The 17,726-nt window shown below is 45.5% G+C and carries 19 protein-coding genes, 1 tRNA gene and 1 pseudogene; 18 read left to right on the top strand and 3 right to left on the bottom strand.

Annotated features, from left to right (window positions below; genetic code table 11):
* Window positions 1-100 precede the first annotated feature (100 nt).
* The 14 genes and pseudogenes from BOQ04_RS08645 to ureG form a co-directional block, all read left to right on the top strand.
* Window positions 101-850: pseudogene (locus tag BOQ04_RS08645) on the top strand (integrase core domain-containing protein); the annotation flags it as partial.
* 426 nt (window positions 851-1,276) lie between these two features.
* Window positions 1,277-2,536: an urea ABC transporter substrate-binding protein gene (gene urtA / locus BOQ04_RS08640; protein WP_076024347.1), complete on the top strand. Its 1,260-nt coding sequence runs from the start codon at window positions 1,277-1,279 to the stop codon at window positions 2,534-2,536.
* A gap of 51 nt (window positions 2,537-2,587) precedes the next feature.
* A complete protein-coding gene (gene urtB, locus BOQ04_RS08635; RefSeq protein WP_076024346.1) occupies window positions 2,588-4,171 on the top strand; it encodes an urea ABC transporter permease subunit UrtB in 1,584 nt (527 codons plus the stop codon).
* 1 nt (window position 4,172) lies between these two features.
* Window positions 4,173-5,315: an urea ABC transporter permease subunit UrtC gene (gene urtC / locus BOQ04_RS08630; RefSeq protein ID WP_076024345.1), complete on the top strand. Its 1,143-nt coding sequence runs from the start codon at window positions 4,173-4,175 to the stop codon at window positions 5,313-5,315.
* Window positions 5,312-6,109, top strand: coding sequence for an urea ABC transporter ATP-binding protein UrtD (gene urtD, locus BOQ04_RS08625; RefSeq protein WP_076024344.1), 798 nt, complete (start codon window positions 5,312-5,314; stop codon window positions 6,107-6,109). Before urtC ends, urtD begins: the two co-directional genes overlap by 4 nt.
* A gap of 2 nt (window positions 6,110-6,111) precedes the next feature.
* Window positions 6,112-6,804, top strand: a complete 693-nt coding sequence (gene urtE, locus BOQ04_RS08620; RefSeq protein WP_011903038.1) for an urea ABC transporter ATP-binding subunit UrtE — start codon at window positions 6,112-6,114, stop codon at window positions 6,802-6,804.
* Between the two features lie 35 nt (window positions 6,805-6,839).
* The gene (locus tag BOQ04_RS08615) at window positions 6,840-7,715 is read left to right on the top strand and encodes an urease accessory protein UreD (protein WP_076024351.1); all 876 of its coding nucleotides are present in this window, start codon (window positions 6,840-6,842) and stop codon (window positions 7,713-7,715) included.
* Between the two features lie 18 nt (window positions 7,716-7,733).
* Window positions 7,734-8,036 (top strand): urease subunit gamma, encoded by a 303-nt coding sequence (locus BOQ04_RS08610; RefSeq protein ID WP_076024343.1) that lies wholly within the window; start codon window positions 7,734-7,736, stop codon window positions 8,034-8,036.
* An 11-nt stretch (window positions 8,037-8,047) separates the two neighbouring features.
* The gene (locus BOQ04_RS08605) at window positions 8,048-8,680 is read left to right on the top strand and encodes a HupE/UreJ family protein (protein WP_076024342.1); all 633 of its coding nucleotides are present in this window, start codon (window positions 8,048-8,050) and stop codon (window positions 8,678-8,680) included.
* Window positions 8,677-9,015: an urease subunit beta gene (locus BOQ04_RS08600; protein ID WP_076024341.1), complete on the top strand. Its 339-nt coding sequence runs from the start codon at window positions 8,677-8,679 to the stop codon at window positions 9,013-9,015. Before BOQ04_RS08605 ends, BOQ04_RS08600 begins: the two co-directional genes overlap by 4 nt.
* Window positions 9,015-10,718: an urease subunit alpha gene (ureC, locus tag BOQ04_RS08595; protein ID WP_076024340.1), complete on the top strand. Its 1,704-nt coding sequence runs from the start codon at window positions 9,015-9,017 to the stop codon at window positions 10,716-10,718. The genes BOQ04_RS08600 and ureC overlap by 1 nt, the downstream gene beginning before the upstream one ends.
* An 8-nt stretch (window positions 10,719-10,726) precedes the next feature.
* Window positions 10,727-11,323 (top strand): urease accessory protein UreE, encoded by a 597-nt coding sequence (ureE, locus tag BOQ04_RS08590; RefSeq protein WP_076024339.1) that lies wholly within the window; start codon window positions 10,727-10,729, stop codon window positions 11,321-11,323.
* On the top strand, window positions 11,313-12,005 hold the full coding sequence (locus BOQ04_RS08585) for an urease accessory protein UreF (protein WP_076024350.1): 693 nt from the start codon (window positions 11,313-11,315) through the stop codon (window positions 12,003-12,005). The genes ureE and BOQ04_RS08585 overlap by 11 nt, the downstream gene beginning before the upstream one ends.
* 12 nt (window positions 12,006-12,017) lie before the next feature.
* A complete protein-coding gene (gene ureG / locus BOQ04_RS08580) occupies window positions 12,018-12,638 on the top strand; it encodes an urease accessory protein UreG (protein ID WP_076024338.1) in 621 nt (206 codons plus the stop codon).
* A 260-nt stretch (window positions 12,639-12,898) separates the two neighbouring features.
* On the opposite strand, the gene BOQ04_RS08575 is transcribed toward ureG, so the two are convergent.
* The 3 genes from BOQ04_RS08575 to tsaE form a co-directional block, all read right to left on the bottom strand.
* Window positions 12,899-12,974 (bottom strand) — tRNA-Lys (locus BOQ04_RS08575).
* An 87-nt stretch (window positions 12,975-13,061) separates the two neighbouring features.
* On the bottom strand, window positions 13,062-14,405 hold the full coding sequence (locus BOQ04_RS08570) for an N-acetylmuramoyl-L-alanine amidase (protein ID WP_076024337.1): 1,344 nt from the start codon (window positions 14,403-14,405) through the stop codon (window positions 13,062-13,064).
* Window positions 14,402-14,920 carry a tRNA (adenosine(37)-N6)-threonylcarbamoyltransferase complex ATPase subunit type 1 TsaE gene (gene tsaE / locus BOQ04_RS08565; RefSeq protein WP_076024336.1) on the bottom strand — a complete coding sequence of 173 codons (519 nt, stop codon included), beginning with the start codon at window positions 14,918-14,920 and terminating at the stop codon, window positions 14,402-14,404. Before tsaE ends, BOQ04_RS08570 begins: the two co-directional genes overlap by 4 nt.
* 43 nt (window positions 14,921-14,963) lie before the next feature.
* On the opposite strand from tsaE, the gene queG reads away from it, so the two are divergent.
* From queG to BOQ04_RS08545, 4 genes are all read left to right on the top strand, one after another.
* Window positions 14,964-16,061, top strand: a complete 1,098-nt coding sequence (gene queG, locus BOQ04_RS08560) for a tRNA epoxyqueuosine(34) reductase QueG (protein ID WP_076024335.1) — start codon at window positions 14,964-14,966, stop codon at window positions 16,059-16,061.
* A gap of 38 nt (window positions 16,062-16,099) precedes the next feature.
* Complete coding sequence (locus BOQ04_RS08555; protein ID WP_076024334.1) at window positions 16,100-16,849, top strand: AzlC family ABC transporter permease; 750 nt, start codon at window positions 16,100-16,102, stop codon at window positions 16,847-16,849.
* Window positions 16,849-17,190 carry an AzlD domain-containing protein gene (locus BOQ04_RS08550; RefSeq protein WP_143742180.1) on the top strand — a complete coding sequence of 114 codons (342 nt, stop codon included), beginning with the start codon at window positions 16,849-16,851 and terminating at the stop codon, window positions 17,188-17,190. Before BOQ04_RS08555 ends, BOQ04_RS08550 begins: the two co-directional genes overlap by 1 nt.
* A gap of 138 nt (window positions 17,191-17,328) precedes the next feature.
* Window positions 17,329-17,726, top strand: a 398-nt coding sequence (locus BOQ04_RS08545; RefSeq protein WP_076024349.1) for a GlcG/HbpS family heme-binding protein, incomplete at its 3' end; no start/stop codon positions are given.

Genomic DNA, 17,726 nt, shown 5'->3' with positions numbered 1-17,726 from the left:
GCCGTTCTCGATCGCCATGGCTTAGTCAAAAAGAAAACGCAGACGCCACCACCCCAAGCTCACGGGGACCAACTTATCGGATCTCAAAGAACCGAATGCTCTATGGTGCGTGGACTACAAAGGGGAGTTTATGCTGGGTAATAAGCAGTACTGTTACCCCTTAACCGTGACGGACTATGCCTCTCGCTTCCTCATTTGCTGTGAAGGCCTAGAGAGTACTCGCGAAGCGCAGGCTTTTACGGTCTTTGAGCAACTCTTCAAAGAGTATGGGCTGCCAGGCTCCATCCGCTCAGACAACGGTGTGCCGTTTGCCTGCGCTAATGCGCTCTATGGTTTAAGTAGTCTATCGGTGTGGTGGCTTCGTTTAGGCATTGGTATTGAGCGCATTAAGCCCGGCAATCCTCAGCAAAATGGTCGGCATGAACGCATGCATTTAACGCTCAAGCAAGCGACGACTAAACCCCCTGCCAAAACACTTTTGCAACAGCAAGATAAGTTTGAAGACTTTATCTATGAGTACAACTATGAGCGGCCCCATCAAGCCCTGGAGATGAAAAAACCGGCACAGCTCTATACCCCCTCGACCCGAAAATACGAAGGACTGCCCGATGTGAGTTACCCCTTCCACGACAAAACGGTGACCGTGACTAACTGCGGACGCATCTGCCTTGATGGTAAGAAGATTCACTTTAGTACGGTGTTCGCTGGTCATGACGTAGGCTTACGGCAGGTCGAAGACGACGTGTGGTTAGTGAGCTTTATGGATTACGATATGGCTTACTTTGATATGGAGTCTTCTCGGGTACAAGCCTTAGAAAACCCATTTGGTCCCAAAGTATTGGGGATGTGATTGGTAAAGGTGTAAACCATGTGGTCGGTACCGGACGTAAAGCATGTGTCCGGTACGTACCTTAGTATTGCTGGTGGGTCGGGCGAGATTCGAACTCGCGACCAACGGGCCTAAATAGATTTAATTGGGATACATAGGGGTGTGACTTTTCTAGACAGTAGGTTTGTCGGGTTAAACGACAAAAAGTTGTCCTAGTTCAAGTTCCCATGGTTCCAGCACAAGTAACAAAGTGGAAAATAGGACATCCCCTTTGTAATGGCATAAATTCCTATTCTTAGTGCAATTCTTAATTTGATGACGCTTTATTTTGGTGCAAGCGCTCTGTTTTGGTGATTATTTGAATTTGCACCAACATGAAACATCCTGTAATCAATGCAGGCAGTGGTTATATGTGCCCAACTGATTAATTTACTCAAGAGGTGAGACATGAAGCGTAGATCAATTTTGAAGTTGTCAGCTTTGGCTGCGGCTTTGAGTTTTACAGGTTTAAGTCATTTGGCGATGGCTCAAAGCAAGGAGCCAATTAAGGTTGGTATTTTGCATTCACTATCCGGAACAATGGCAATCTCTGAAACATCACTTAAAGATATGGATTTGATGGTGATTGACCAGATTAATAAAAGCGGCGGCGTATTGGGTCGTAAATTAGAGCCAGTAGTAGTTGATCCAGCTTCCAATTGGCCATTATTTGCTGAAAAGGCTCGACAGCTTTTAACTAAAGATAAGGTTTCGGTTGTTTTTGGCTGCTGGACTTCCGTATCACGTAAATCTGTACTGCCAGTTTTTGAAGAGCTCAATGGCTTACTCTTTTACCCCGTGCAGTACGAAGGCGAAGAAATGTCTCGTAACGTTTTCTACACTGGCGCAGCGCCAAATCAACAGGCTATTCCAGCGGTTGAGTACTTGATGAGTAAAGAAGGTGGCGGGGCTAAGCGTTGGGTGCTTTTGGGTACTGACTATGTATATCCACGCACAACCAATAAGATCTTGCGTGCATTCTTGAAATCTAAAGGCGTTAAAGATGATGATATTCAAGAAACATATACACCATTTGGCCACTCAGACTATCAAACTATTGTTGCCAATATCAAGAAGTTCTCTCAAGGCGGCAAGACAGCAGTTGTTTCTACTATTAACGGCGACTCAAACGTTCCTTTCTATAAAGAATTGGGTAATGCAGGCTTGAAAGCGAAAGATGTTCCAGTAGTGGCATTCTCTGTTGGTGAAGAGGAATTGCGTGGCGTTGATACCAAGCCGTTGGTAGGTCAATTGGCTGCATGGAATTACTTCATGTCAGTTAAGAACCCAGTCAATGACGAGTGGAAAAAACAGTGGGCTGCTTACTCTGTAGAGAAAAAGTTGCCAGGGGCTAGCAAGCCTTTGACAGATGACCCAATGGAAGCTAGCCGTACCGGCATCTTGATGTGGAAAGCGGCTGTTGAAAAAGCGGGCACAACCGATGTTGATGCTGTTCGTAAAGCAATGATTGGTCAAAAACTTAACACTCCAAGTGGTTATCTTGAGGTGATGGGGGCTAATCACCATTTGTCTAAGCCAGTCATGATTGGTGAAATCAAGGCAGACGGGCAATTCAACGTAATCTACAAAACTCCAACAGCTATTCCAGCCAAACCATGGAGTCAGTATATCGACGGTAATGCAGGCAAGCCTGATTCAGTACAGTAATTTTCAATAGAAATACCCTCCCTCAATTGGGGGAGGGTTTTCACAATCACCATGAAATTTCTAATCTTTTCAAAACTAATCCTTTCTGCTGCTTGTGTATTGGCATGTGGGATTACTTTTGCAAAAATTAATGTTGCAGATTTAAAGCCCCTGTTTAGTGATAACTTTGATGCCAAAGTTAAAGTGGTCCAAAATTTATCTAAAGAAGGTAGTCCCGAAGCCTTAGAAATTCTTCAGGCTCTCAGTGCAGAAAGCCTTTTCTTGTCGCCCCAAGGTGTTGTAGTTCAAAAGGGCGATCAATATTTAGATCCCTTAACCGGACTAAGTGTTTCAGTCAAGCCGGATGAACTGCAAGACGTTATTCTGAATAATCAACTGCGCGGTAAAGTTGATAATGCCTTGCTAGGTTTACAGCTAGCTTCTGCAGATCCACAGATTCGCGCTAAGGCAGTCGACTCTTTAATCAAGGATCCCGAGCCAGACACCTTCCCATTGGTTGAAAACTTACTGGCTACCGAAAAGGATCCTGCGCTCAAGCCAAAAGTACAGAAGCTCTGGGCGCTCCTTGCTTTGCAATCTGACAATCAAGAATCAAAACTAAAGGCAATTGAACTCTTAGGCGATAGTGGTGATCCACAAGTTGCTGCATTGCTGGCGCCTTTGGCAAAAGAGGGTGGCCCAGTGCAAGAGGCGGCTGAAAAGGCTTTAGCCAAAATTAAGAAGTCTGAGTTTAGCGGCGAAATCCTGGGTAATGTGATCGCTGGGTTTAGTTATGGAAGTATTTTGTTACTTTGCGCTTTGGGCTTGGCGATTACTTATGGCTTGATTGGCGTCATCAATATGGCGCATGGCGAGTTCCTGATGGTTGGTGCTTATGCAACTTATGTTGTGCAGGGATTTTTCAGGCAATATGCTCCTGGCTATTTAGATTGGTATTTGTTATTCGCTTTGCCGGTTGCTTTTATTGCCGCCGCCTTAGTGGGTATTTTGATCGAAAGAACGGTCATTAAATTTTTATATGGTCGTCCGCTAGAAACCTTATTAGCCACCTTTGGCGTCAGTTTGCTGATGATTCAGATGACCAGAACTATTTTTGGCGCTCAAAATGTCGAGGTGGCTAATCCAACGTGGATGTCTGGTGCCATGCAGGTACTACCTAACTTGGTTGTGCCCTATAACCGGATCATTATTTTTGCTTTTGCGATTGCGGTAGTAATCGTGACTTGGCTAGTATTAAACAAAACTCGTCTAGGGCTTTTCGTCAGGGCGGTTACTCAAAACCGGAATATGGCTGCATGCGTGGGTGTCAAAACAGTGCGCGTGGATATGTATGCCTTTGCATTTGGCGCAGGCATTGCCGGTCTTGGTGGTGTAGCCCTCTCACAGATTGGTAACGTAGGTCCCGATCTTGGTCAAAGCTATATTGTTGATTCCTTCATGGTGGTGGTACTCGGTGGAGTAGGTCAGCTTGCAGGCACTATTTATGGTGCATTTGGACTTGGTATCACCAGCAAATTATTAGAGCCATTTATTGGTGCCGTATTGGCCAAGATTGCTATCTTAGTGTTCATTATTATTTTTATCCAAAGACGTCCTCAAGGCCTCTTCGCACTGAAAGGCAGGAGCGTTGATTAATATGGATATTAGAAAGCTTGCTCCTTCATCTAGCTTTAGTTTGGCAATTCCTGAGCGTGAATCCATACTCAGCAAGCGTGCCTATATTGCCTTAGCAGCATTGACACTGTGCGTATTAATTGGTGTGCCAATATTTTCTTTGCTGGTTCCCGAGACTAGTATGTTCTACATGTCTGCTTATGCGCTTAGTTTAATTGGCAAGATTATGTGCTTTGCAATTGCGGCCTTAGCGCTTGATTTGGTTTGGGGTTATTGCGGAATATTGAGTTTGGGGCATGGATTGTTCTTTGCTATTGGCGGTTACATCATGGGCATGTATCTCATGCGCCAGATAGGAACTGAAGGTGTATACAAAAGCGAATTACCTGACTTCATGGTTTTCTTAGACTGGAAAGAGTTACCTTGGTTTTGGAAAGGGAGCGATCATTTCTGGTGGATGCTTTTGATGTTGATTCTGGTTCCTGGAGCGATTTCTTGGGTGTTTGGATACTTTGCTTTTCGCTCCAGAATTAAAGGGGTTTACTTCTCCATCATTACCCAAGCCTTAACATATGCCGCTATGCTTCTTTTCTTTAGGAATGAAACGGGCTTTGGTGGCAACAATGGTTTCACGGACTTTAAGCGGATATTGGGTTACTCCATCAGCGCGCCAAGTACTCGCGTCACACTTTTCATTGTTACCTTCTTAGTCCTGTTAGGCAGTTTTATTCTTTGCCGAGCCCTGGTGACCTCAAAAATGGGAAGGGTGATTACAGCGGTACGGGATGCAGAATCTCGTTTGATGTTTTGTGGCTACAACCCCTTAGGTTACAAACTCTTTATTTGGGTTCTATCTGCCATCCTATGCGCCATTGCTGGAGCTTTATTCGTTCCGCAGGTGGGCATCATTAATCCTGGAGAGATGTCTCCAACAAACTCGATTGAGATGGCGATCTGGGTAGCAGTAGGTGGCCGCGGCACCTTGCTAGGTCCAATTATTGGCGCATTTGCGGTGAGCGGGGCTAAGAGTTTTTTTACCACTAACTTTGCAGAATATTGGCTGTTTTTCTTAGGAATGATGTTTGTATTGGTGACCTTGTTTCTGCCGAATGGATTGCTGGGTATCTATCACAAATTCGTTGTTAAGAAGGGTGGGTCAAAATGAGCGCTCACTTTCTTGAGAAGGGGATCGATACTTCTCATACTGGAATCCTCTATGTGGAAGATCTATCGGTCAATTTTGACGGTTTTCAGGCCATTAATAAATTGTCATTGACGATTGATGTAGGCGAACTGCGCTGTGTGATTGGGCCCAATGGCGCTGGTAAGACAACCTTAATGGATGTCATTACTGGTAAAACTCGCTCTAACATTGCCGATATTGATGGCTCCGTTTATTTAGGTTCGACCATTGATCTTATGACCATGAACGAGCCACAAATTGCCCAAATTGGCGTTGGCCGTAAATTTCAAAAGCCCACGGTATTTGAGCATCACCCTGTTTGGGAAAATCTCGAATTGGCGATGGCTGGAAATAAATCATGGCATCACTCCTTGATTGCTAAAGTGGATATTAAAGGACGCCAACTAATGGAGGCTGTGCTGGCCCTGACTCAGCTTGAATCAGAGGCTTATCGTCAAGCCGGCCTTCTATCGCATGGTCAAAAGCAGCGCTTAGAGATTGGCATGCTTTTAATGCAGCAGCCCAAGCTGTTATTGCTTGATGAACCCGTTGCAGGGATGACAGATGAGGAAACGATGCGCTTGGCTGAGCTTTTAAATTCATTACGTGGTCAGTGCTCGATGATGGTAGTTGAGCATGATATGGAATTTGTTGCTGCTTTAGCTGGCCCAAAAGGTAAGGTGACTGTATTGGCTGAAGGTTCAGTTCTAGCTGAAGGCACTTTGGATGAAGTGAAGCGTGATGAACGCGTAATTGAATCGTATTTAGGGCGTTAATCATGCTAATCGTCAAAGATCTCAATCAATATTATGGCGGAAGCCATATTTTACGAAATGTGAATTTTGAAGTCCCCAAGGGTCAACTAACTAGTTTGCTTGGGCGAAATGGTGTTGGTAAAACTACTTTGCTCAAATCTCTCATGGGTGTAGTAAAAGTAAAGACTGGCTCGATTGCTTGGGATGGAAAAGAATTGGCCAATCTACCCCCGTGGTCTCGGGTGGACGGTGGATTTGCCTATGTTCCTCAAGGTCGAGAAATTTTCCCAAGGCTCACGGTAGAAGAAAACTTGCTCATTGGAGCGGCAAAATTCTCAAGCCCAAAAAATATCCCTGGATATATCTACGAGCTATTTCCAATTCTGTCGGATATGAAGGCGCGTCGGGGCGGTGATTTGTCAGGTGGCCAACAACAGCAGTTAGCAATTGGGCGTGCATTGATGTCTCAGCCAGAGTTGATCATTTTGGATGAGCCTACCGAGGGTATCCAGCCATCTATCATTCAGGACATTGGGCGCTGTCTTCGTAAATTAGTCGATGAGATGGGCATCACTGTTTTATTAGTAGAGCAGTATTACGACTTTGCAAAAGAGCTCTCAGATAACTATATCGTGATGCGCCGCGGTGAAGTCGTCGCGCAAGGCAAAGGTGCTGATATGGATCTCAATGGTGTTCAGGAGATGATTTCGGTTTAAAGTGGATGCTGAATTCACTGAAATGGTTTACCCAAATGTTTTTGGCTCCAGATAACGCAGTAAAACAGCTATTTAGGTCTCTAAGTCCTAGTTGGCTAGCCAAACTGAGCCTATCTTATGAGCGCACTGTAATTGGCACTGTACTAAAGAAAAGTTTGCATGAGGGGCCACTGCGAGTTCAAAAAGCTTTATATCCCGAAGGTGATGATATTTGCCACACTGTCATTATTCACCCGCCAGCAGGTATCGCAGGCGGAGATACCTTAGATATCCAGGTTGCTGTTGGCAAGGGTAGTCATGTGGTTCTATCTACTCCAAGTGCCACTAAATGGTACAAATCATTTAAAAATCCTGCTACTCAAAATATTCAATTTGAGCTGGGTGAGAATGCAAAATTAGATTGGCTACCTCAAGAGAATCTTTTTTTTAAAGGCGCAAACTCTAACGTTATTACCAGGATGAGCCTTTCATCGAATGCTTCATTTATTGGTTGGGACGCCCTGATGTTAGGACGCCATGCCTCTGGCGAGGAATGGTCTAGTGGCCACATTCATATGCTCAATGAAATAAGGCGTGATGGAAAGTTAATTTGGATCGAGAACGGGCATATAGATGCCGAAGATCAATACTCCAGATCTTTACCTCAACTAGGGTCTTGGCCTGTTTGTGCAACTCTATGGGCCGTAGGACCAAGGTGCTCAGCTAATTTAGTTGAAACCTTTGCTGAGATGATGCCTTGGACTGATTCATTACGGGCTGGGGTGACGTTGATGCCACAAGGCGTCTTTTTGGTGAGGGCAGTCTCTAGTGATATGGAGATAGCTAGAAATTTTATGATTGATGTATGGTCTAAATTAAGACCGATAGTTCATGGTGTGCCAGCTCAGCCATTACGGCTTTGGGCTTCTTAGGATTGTTATAGGTGAGATATGGAATTAACTCCACGCGAAAAAGATAAATTACTAATATTCACAGCGGCACTCTTAGCGGAGCGCAGAAAGGCTCGAGGCCTCAAGTTGAACTATCCGGAATCAGTCGCTTTAATTAGCGCTGCGATTATGGAGGGTGCGCGTGATGGCAAAACGGTCGCACAACTGATGCACGAAGGGCAAGCGATACTAGGTCGCGAAGATGTCATGGAAGGGGTTCCAGAAATGATTCCAGATATTCAGATTGAGGCAACATTCCCTGATGGAACAAAATTAGTCACAGTTCATAACCCGATTGTTTAGGAGCAATACAAATGAGTCTTCATATAAAAAAAATATTTTTAGCTTTTGTTGGATTGATCGGAGTTCTATCTTCAAATTTGGTTTATGCCCACCCAGGACATGAAACTTCGGTTAGTTTTCTATCGGGTCTGATGCATCCATTTAGTGGCTTTGATCATTTTTTAGTCATTGTGCTCGTCGGATTTTGGAGTGCTTTCATGCTGAAAAAAATCTGGCTTGGGCCTTGTGTTTTTATATTAGGCATGTGTCTTGGGGTATTTGCTGGCCTAAGTAATTTACCTCTTCATATCTTTGAATTTGGAATCGCTGCTTCTGTAATTGCAATGGGATTATTGTTGCTTGTACAGCGCCAGTACTCCAATAATGCAATCCTTGCCTTAATTGGTTGTTTTGGAATATTTCATGGGTTTGCCCACGCTGCATTATTTTCAAATGGATCCCTTGGAGCCTCCTTGGTAGCACAAGATATGGCCGGCTTGATTTTGGCGACAGGGATCTTGCATTTATCAGGCGCTCTATTGGTCAGGCTCCTTAGGGACAAGACAGCGATCTTTGCAAGAGTGACTGGGTTTGCTAGTGTGATATATGGCTGGGTATTAATCAGTCAACTTTCCTTTGCGCTGCTTGGTGGAGCTTCGACATGAGTACACCATCAAGTGCAAATAGCCAACGCTTTATTCCGGGGCAGATGTTTGTAGAGCCTGGGGATATTGAATTGAATGTTGGCCGAAAAACACTTTCAATTGAAGTCTCTAATAGCGGCGATCGTCCTATTCAAATCGGTTCCCATTTTCACTTCTTTGAAGTAAATGATGCCCTGTTATTTGATCGCGATAAAACAAAGGGTATGCGATTAAATATTGTTGCAGGTACTGCTGTGCGTTTTGAGCCAGGCCAAAAGCGCACTATTGAGCTTGTGGAGGTGGCTGGTGAGAAGAAGATTTATGGCTTTGCTGGCCGCGTTATGGGGAGTCTCTAATGGCTAAGATTGGTCGTCAAGCCTATGCTGAAATGTTTGGTCCTACTGTAGGTGATCGTTTAAGACTAGCGGATACCGGCCTCATGATTGAGGTTGAAAAGGACCTCACTATTTATGGCGAAGAAGTCAAATTTGGCGGTGGTAAAGTCATTCGTGATGGTATGGGCCAAAGTCAACGCGAGTCAAAGGACTGTGCCGATACTGTTATTACCAATGCGGTAATCATTGATCACTGGGGCATTATCAAAGCTGATATCTCTATTAAAAATGGCAGAATATCTAATATTGGTAAGGCTGGTAACCCAGATATTCAACCGGGGATTACTTCTGTCATTGGCCCTGGTACCGAAATTATTGCTGGCGAAGGAATGATGGTGACGGCGGGTGGTATTGATACTCATATCCACTTTATTTGTCCGCAGCAAATTGAAGAGGCTTTAATGTCTGGGGTAACCACCATGATTGGTGGCGGTACGGGCCCAGCAACCGGTACTTTTGCAACTACTTGCACGCCTGGTCCTTGGCATATTCAAAGAATGTTGCAATCGATTGATGCATATCCTATGAATATTGGCCTATTGGGTAAAGGCAATGCTAGCTTGCCAGCTGGATTACTAGAGCAAGTTGATGCAGGCGCAATTGGATTGAAGTTGCATGAAGACTGGGGGACTACGCCAGCAGCGATTGATTGTTGTTTGGGTGTTGCTGATGAAACTGATACTCAGGTGGCAATTCATACCGACACTTTAAATGAGTCTGGATTTGTTGAAACTACCTTAGCTGCATTTAAGGGGCGCACTATTCACACTTATCACACCGAGGGCGCTGGCGGCGGTCATGCCCCCGACATTATTCGTGCGTGTGGCGAGTCAAATGTATTGCCATCCTCAACTAACCCCACCAGACCATTTACGGTTAATACATTAGATGAGCATTTGGATATGCTGATGGTGTGCCATCATCTTGATGCATCTATCGCTGAAGATATTGCCTTTGCAGAATCGCGCATTCGTCGTGAAACAATCGCTGCTGAGGATATCTTGCATGACTTAGGCGCATTCTCGATGCTTTCATCAGATTCTCAAGCGATGGGTCGTGTGGGTGAGGTAATTATTCGTACCTGGCAAACTGCTGACAAGATGAAAGTACAGCGTGGTTTGCTTCCGGGTGATGCAAATCGTCACGATAACTTCCGAGTCAAGCGTTACATCTCTAAGTACACCATTAATCCTGCCATTACCCATGGCATTTCTCATGTTGTTGGGTCTATTGAGGTGGGTAAGTATGCGGATTTAGTATTTTGGAAGCCTGCCTTTTTCGGCGTAAAGCCTTCATTAATATTAAAGGGTGGGTCTATTGCGGCAGCGGCTATGGGCGATCCAAACGCATCTATTCCAACGCCGCAGCCCGTTCATTACCGAAATATGTTTGCGGGTATTGGCCAAGGGATAGGTCATAGCTCGTTAACTTTCATTTCTCAATCGGCTATGAATGCCAATATTCGCGATGCTTATGGATTAGAGAAGCAAGTTGAGGTGGTAAAGAATTGTCGATCTATCACCAAGGCAGATATGGTCCACAACGATTGGCAGCCAAATATCTCCGTAGATCCAGAAACCTACCAAGTGATAGCAAATGGCGAACTATTAACTTGTGAGCCAGCAAAAGTATTACCAATGGCTCAACGATATTTCTTGTTCTAGGAAAAATTATGTCAGAACCAATTCGTGTTGAAAAAATCATCCCCAAAGGACAGGGCTTAGCCAAAGCAGTTATTGCTAGAGCGCTCGAACTAAAGTTGCCATTTGAGGTACGCAATAAAAGCCGTTTTTCAGAAATACTTTCCGATGGTCGCGAGGCACACTTTTTTCTGCCAAGAGGTAATGTGCTGGCAAGTGATGATATTTTGATTGCAGATGATGGATCCATGATTCGAATCTCCGCGGCGGATCAAGAGGTAATAACAATTGCCTCTACCGACGCACATCAGCTGATGAGGGCTGCTTACCACTTAGGTAATCGACATATTCCTGTTCAGGTGGGCTTGGGATTCTTGAGGATTGAGCCTGACTCAGTGTTAGAGGGCATGATTCATCAATTGGGGTTGGAGTCTAAGCATGAATTTGCCCCGTTTGAGCCTGAAACAGGTGCGTATGGAGGTGGACATCGCCATAGTCATGCTGAGACATTTGATAGTGACTATGCCTTAGCTCAAAAAGTGTATGCCGAACATGAGAAGCCACATGTTCATGGGCCTGGATGCTCTCACCATCATCACGGCGATCATGATCATTCACATGAGCATTGATCTAAACGAAATCACTGCATTGATGCAGTTGGCATCACCAGCATTGCCAATCGGTGGATATAGCTATTCTCAGGGCTTAGAAGCTGCCATTGATTCTGGCTTGGTAAACGATGCTCTTACTGCAGAAGCATGGATAAAAGATGTATTTTTAGGCGTCTTTGTCAGATCTGAAGCCCCACTTTGGCTTCTCAGTTATGAGGCATGGGCAAAAAATGATATTGATTCCGCCCAAAGTCTGAACGACTATTTCTTAGCCAGTCGCGAAACCTCAGAGCTCAGATCAGAAACTGAGCAGATGGGTTGGTCTTTATTGCAAATTGCTCAGTCTTTGGGTTGGGGTAGCGAATACCTTACTAAATTATCCGCAATCAAACCTTTGTCATTATTGACGGCCCATAGCTATGCCTGTTTTCATCTAAATATACAGTCAAAGAATGGGCTTGCAGCTTATGCATTCTCATGGATAGAAAACCAAGTAGCAGCTTCTTTAAAAGCTATACCGCTGGGTCAAGTAGCAGGGCAGCATGCCCTAACAAAGCTTCGCTTGCTTGTTCCTGAAATGGTTGAGCAGGCTGAACAAAGAGCCAAATCTGGTTTATCGATGGTTGACAATTTTTCGCCAATGTTGGCTATCCTTTCTTCCAGGCACGAGACTCAGTATTCCCGATTATTCCGTTCATAGAAATAAGAAATAATGAGAACTAAAAAAAATCCCCCTTTAAGAGTTGGTATTGGTGGCCCTGTAGGTTCAGGCAAGACAACTTTGCTCGAGATGCTTTGTAAAGCAATGCGTGATCAGTATGACTTGGTAGTGATTACCAACGATATATACACTAAAGAAGATCAGCGTTTACTTACTGTTGCAGGCGCTTTAGATCCAGAGCGAATCATGGGGGTTGAGACAGGTGGTTGCCCTCATACCGCCATTAGAGAGGATGCCTCTATCAATTTAGAAGCCGTTGACCGTATGCAGAATCAGTATCCAGATGTAGATATTATTTTTATTGAGTCTGGTGGTGATAATTTGGCGGCAACTTTCAGCCCAGAGCTTTCTGACCTGACGATTTATGTGATTGATGTAGCTGGAGGGGAAAAGATTCCTCGTAAAGGCGGGCCTGGAATTACACGCTCTGATTTATTGGTAATCAATAAGACCGATCTTGCACCTTATGTTGGAGCCTCCTTACCCATAATGGAGTCAGACGCCAAAAAGATGCGTGGTGATCGACCATTTATCATGGGTAGCATAAAGTCAGGCGATGGGCTTAAAGGAATTATTGAGTTTATTGAGAAAAAAGGTTTGTTAGCAAGTTAAGTCTTTCCAGAACCTCATCACTCTTGAATATCTGCTTAAGATAGATTGATGTTGCTTTGAGTGACTCGAAATGGGGGCGTTGCCCAGTTTGTCGGTTAACCCGGCAGCCGTCGCGTTTCGAGACGCTCACGGTTACGCAGCGCCTCACATCCTGACCAGCAACGACCTAATAGATCGTCTATTGCTACCAACAGTTCCCGCTATTTCACTAACCTATAAAGACAAAACCCCCACTATTGCTAGTGAGGGTTTCGTGATACTGGTGGGTCGGGCGAGATTCGAACTCGCGACCAACGGATTAAAAGTCCGCTGCTCTACCGACTGAGCTACCGACCCAGTAAAGTCAGAAATTATAGCAAGAAGTTTGAAGGTCTTTCTTAGTTTTCTACTGTCCGCCCTCAAGCCCTTGTGTTTACAAGTGTCTTAGGCATTGCCTCTTTTGGCAACGGGTGGATTTTTTGAAAAATAGTCCTTAATTCCCCTCAAAATCGCATCTGCGATTCGATCTTGGTAGGCCTCATCATTGAGTTTTACCTCTTCCTGAGGATTGCTGATAAAGGCCGTCTCGACCAGGATGGATGGAATATCTGGTGCCTTTAGTACGGCAAAGCTCGCTTGCTCAACATTGCCCTTGTGAAGGGGTGCAAAACCGCCGATTTGCCGCAGTACAGAGTTGCCCACTTGAAGTGAGTCTTTGATTTGTGCTGAGGTGGACATATCTAGCAAGAGATTAGCCACTTGGCGATCTTGGGTTTTGATATTGATGCCGCCGATTAAATCGGAGGCATTCTCCTTATTGGCCATCCAGCGGGCAGTGGTGCTGCTCGCCCCCATTTGTGAAAGTGCAAATACGGAAGCCCCTTTGGCATTCGTTTCTATAAATGCATCAGCATGGATCGATACAAATAAATCGGCTTGTACACTCCGCGCTTTTTGTACACGCACATGTAGTGGCACAAAGTAATCCCCATCCCTAGTTAAAAATGAGCGCATATACGATTCGCCATCGATCTTTTCTCTGAGGCGCTTGGCTACGGATAGCACAACATGTTTTTCTTTGGAGCCCATTGAACCAATTGCGCCTGGATCCTCACCACCATGTCCCGCATCAATCGCAATCGTGATTAACCGTTGGTATTTGGCAGTCTTGGGCGCTGGCTTTACTTCGGGTATTGCCTGCATAACAGGCGCGCTAGGAGCTTCTTTCTTCGTGGCAAATTGTGCAATCTGATCAACTTCTTCATTGGCCTTCACTAGCGCGCTCTCTTTGCGTGCGCTGCTCTTGACTAGCTCCATTAGGGGATCGGGGGGTGCAGTCGGGTAGAGGTCAAAGACCATGCGGTACTGATACTCACCAATTGGGTTAAGAGTAAAGAGCTGGGGCGTAATGGGCTCTTTTAAATCAAATACAAGGCGGACAACCGTTGGTTGATACTGACCCACACGAATTTGCGATACGTAAGGATCATTTGGTTTTACCTTAGCGACTAAATCTTTGAGGGTCGCATTAAGTTGAAGACCTTGTACATCAACTACCAAGCGATCTGGATTGCTGAGTACCTGTTGAGAGATGGGTAGGGGAGTATCGGACTCTAGAGTGATGCGGGTGTAATCCTCCGAAGGCCAGATACGCACCCCCAGAATTTTTGCGCCCCAGGCGATGTCTATTTCTGTAAGTAGCAATGCAAAGCTCAGTAATTTTGCGGACAGCTTGAGCTGCTCCCGGCGCACTAAGTTTGTTGGTTTGTTGCGAGGTGTATTGCTCATTGAACATTCTGAGGCAAATGGTCAAGAATGCTTTTGCCAGGGGCATTAAGAGCGCGCAGGGTGATAGTTCGCTCCATCTCATCTTGACCAGCTTGCAGTTCAATTTCGATATCAAACGCAGGCAATGTGCCTTGTGCTTTTTCTGGCCATTCGATTAAGCAAAAGCCGGGTGCATCAAAGTGCTCTGCAAATCCGGCCTCCTGCCATTCAAGGGGATCACGCATCCGATAGAGATCAAAATGGTGTACGGTGAACCCATCCTTGCCATCTAAAGTGATGGAATAAGGCTCGCACAGGGTATAAGTTGGGCTTTTAACCCGTCCAACATGGCCCATGTTTTGAATCAAATAGCGTGCAAAAGTCGTTTTACCTGCTCCCAAATCCCCCTTCAGGGCGATATTGAGGTGGGCGTGTGGCATGGCCACTAGAAACTGACTCAATTGCTGAGAAAGCAGCTTTGCCAGTTGGGCCGTTGCGGTCTCTTGCCTACAATGCAGAGTAATTGTTTCTGTCATTTGCTTAGTTTATTCAATTATTACGCTACATTCAGTATTCCTCATGGATTCTTCAGTCAATTCCTCCTCTATTGATGCTCACGCCCTGCGGGATTGGTTGCGTGAGAAGGCTGGTGTTTTTGGGTTTGATGGTCTGCGTATCACGGATACCCATTTGGGGGTAGCAAAAGAACGTTTGCAGGAATGGCTGGCACAAGGGCGTCATGGCGCAATGGAATACATGAGTCGCCAAGCCCAATTGCGCGCCAACCCAGAGTTACTCTTACCAGGTACGGTAAGGGTGATTTGCTTATCGATGAGCTATCTCTCCCCGTCAGTCCATTTTGAAGGGGAGTGGGAGCGCTTAAATGATCCATCTCAAGCGGTAGTTTCAATGTACGCCCGGGGGCGTGATTATCACAAGGTCCTGCGACAGCGTATGCAAGATTTTGCTCAAGTCATTGAGGAGAAAATCGGGTGCTTGGGATATCGTGTTTTTACAGATTCAGCGCCCTTGATGGAGGTAGAACTTGCTCGTAAGGCGGGCCTAGGATGGCGCGGGAAACATACCCTGTTGCTCAATCGCGAATCAGGCTCTAGCTTTTTCTTGGGGGAGATCTTAGTTGATGTTCCCTTGCCACTAGACGATGAGCAGGTAGAACATTGTGGAACCTGTACCTCGTGTATGGATATCTGCCCAACTCAGGCCATTACTGCGCCATATCAATTAGATGCAAGGCGTTGTATCTCATACCTGACCATTGAAAATCCCGCAGCCATTCCAATTGAGTTTCGTAGAGCCATGGGTAATCGCGTGTATGGGTGTGATGATTGCCAATTGATTTGCCCGTGGAACAAGTTTTCTAAGCGAACCGAATTACCTGATTTTGCCGAGCGCCATGGTCTTGGTTCAGCCACTCTTTTGCAGTTGTGGTCTTGGACCAAAGAGGAGTTTGAGAAGCGCCATGAGGGCAGTGCAATTAGACGTATTGGCTATGCTAGATGGCTGCGCAACCTCGCAGTTGCCATTGGCAATGCCTTAGCCTCCAAAGAAGTGGCATTTTCTGAAAAGGAAAAAATGCGGCATGAATTGAGGGTGCGGTTGCCGAATGTGGATGCTTTGGTGGCTGAGCATATTGAGTGGGCTCTTGAGCAGCTCTAGGGCGCACATGAATTGATCTAAGCTCTTACAATAGCCTAATGACATCAACCAGTAATTCTCTAGAGCATCGCTTTAAAAATCAGCGGGATGCCTTTTGGGGTGGTGTTCGAGAAGGCGCTGCCGCTCCAGCCACGGTTTTATTTGCCGGCATGGTTGGCTTTGGTGCTATGGGAAAAACCAATGGCTTAGATATTTGGTTTACCACCTTCACTAGTTTCTTTATGTTTGCCCTGCCCGGGCAAGTTGTTTTGCTGGAGATGGTGATTACAGGTTCTGCAGCAATCGCTATTGCGCTTGCAGTGACCTTGACGGCTACTCGTTTTATTACGATGACCGTCACTTTGTTTCCGCAACTTCATAGCAAGCATCGTAACCGCAGCCTATATACCTTGGTTCATTTATTGGCGATGACTGCATGGGCAATCTCTATGCGTGAGTTTCCTCGGATTGAGAGTGAGCATCGCAAGAGTTACTTCATTGGCTTGGGTTTGTTATGTTGGATGATCTCCATTCCAGGGACAATTTTGGGTTATTACCTGGCGGGTATGGTGCCAACACCAGTAACGCTGGGGCTAATTTTTATTAACCCCTTATTTTTCTTGCTGACATTTACCGAGGTTAAGCCGTGGATCAACCGCATTGGTATTTGCCTAGGTTGTATTTTTGGCCCTTTTTTCTACTTGCTCAATAAAGACTCTAGTTTGTTGGTGACAGGCTTGGTTGCTGGCACAATTGCCTATTACGTTGATCGCAAAATATTGCGTAAGCGGCCGGGGTTGATTGGATGATGCATCAAGCACTGACTGGATGGAGCTTATGGCTTGCCTTATTGGGCGCCTGTGTGGGAACTTATCTATGCCGCGCCGTGGGGGTGTCGCTTTCCAGCCGCATCAACCAAGATAGCGAAATATTTCGTTGGCTAGCAGCTGTAACCTACGCGATGGTAGCCGCGCTAACGGTGCGCCTCATTTTTTTGCCGATCGGGTTGCTAGCAACGGTTCCTGCATGGATCCGGATTGCTATTTGCGCATTGAGTATTGCCGTCATGCTCTCTAAGCCTACCCGCAGATTAGTGCCCGCCTTATTGACAGGCACTCTTCTGATGGTCTCCTACGGCTTAATGCTCTAATTGAGTGCTAAATAGACCTCTTATGAGAGGTCTTGGCTGTAAATTGCAAGTAACCCCCTTGAATATGGGAAAATGTACATATTCGCTAGTAATTAGGGCGGTTTCATAAAACATTCGAGACGGAAAGACAGGCAAATTATGTTCGCTACCAAACCATACTTAACTCAAGCTGATGCCCAAAAAATCTTGGCTGCTGCAGATAAATACGCAGCTGAACATAACTTGGCAGTAACCATTGCCGTTTGTGATGATGGTGGCCATGTACTTGGTTTAACTCGTCGTGATGGTTGTGCTCCTGTGTCTGCTTATATTGCTCAAGAAAAAGCACGCGCTGCTGCGATGGGCAAGCGTGAGACTCGTGTTTATGAGGAAATTATTAATAACGGACGTACTGCCTTCTTATCAGCCCCACATATTTCTGGGATGTTAGAGGGTGGAGTCAATATCGAGGTAAATGGTTTTACCATCGGCGCAGTCGGCGTTTCCGGCGTTAAATCGACCGAGGATGCTGCCACTGCAAAGGCGGGTCTTGCGGC

It is taken from the genome of Polynucleobacter sphagniphilus, assembly GCF_001953355.1.
Classification (GTDB): domain Bacteria; phylum Pseudomonadota; class Gammaproteobacteria; order Burkholderiales; family Burkholderiaceae; genus Polynucleobacter; species Polynucleobacter sphagniphilus.
Note: the sequence above shows the minus strand (reverse complement) of the source record. Positions and strands in the feature narration are given on the sequence as shown.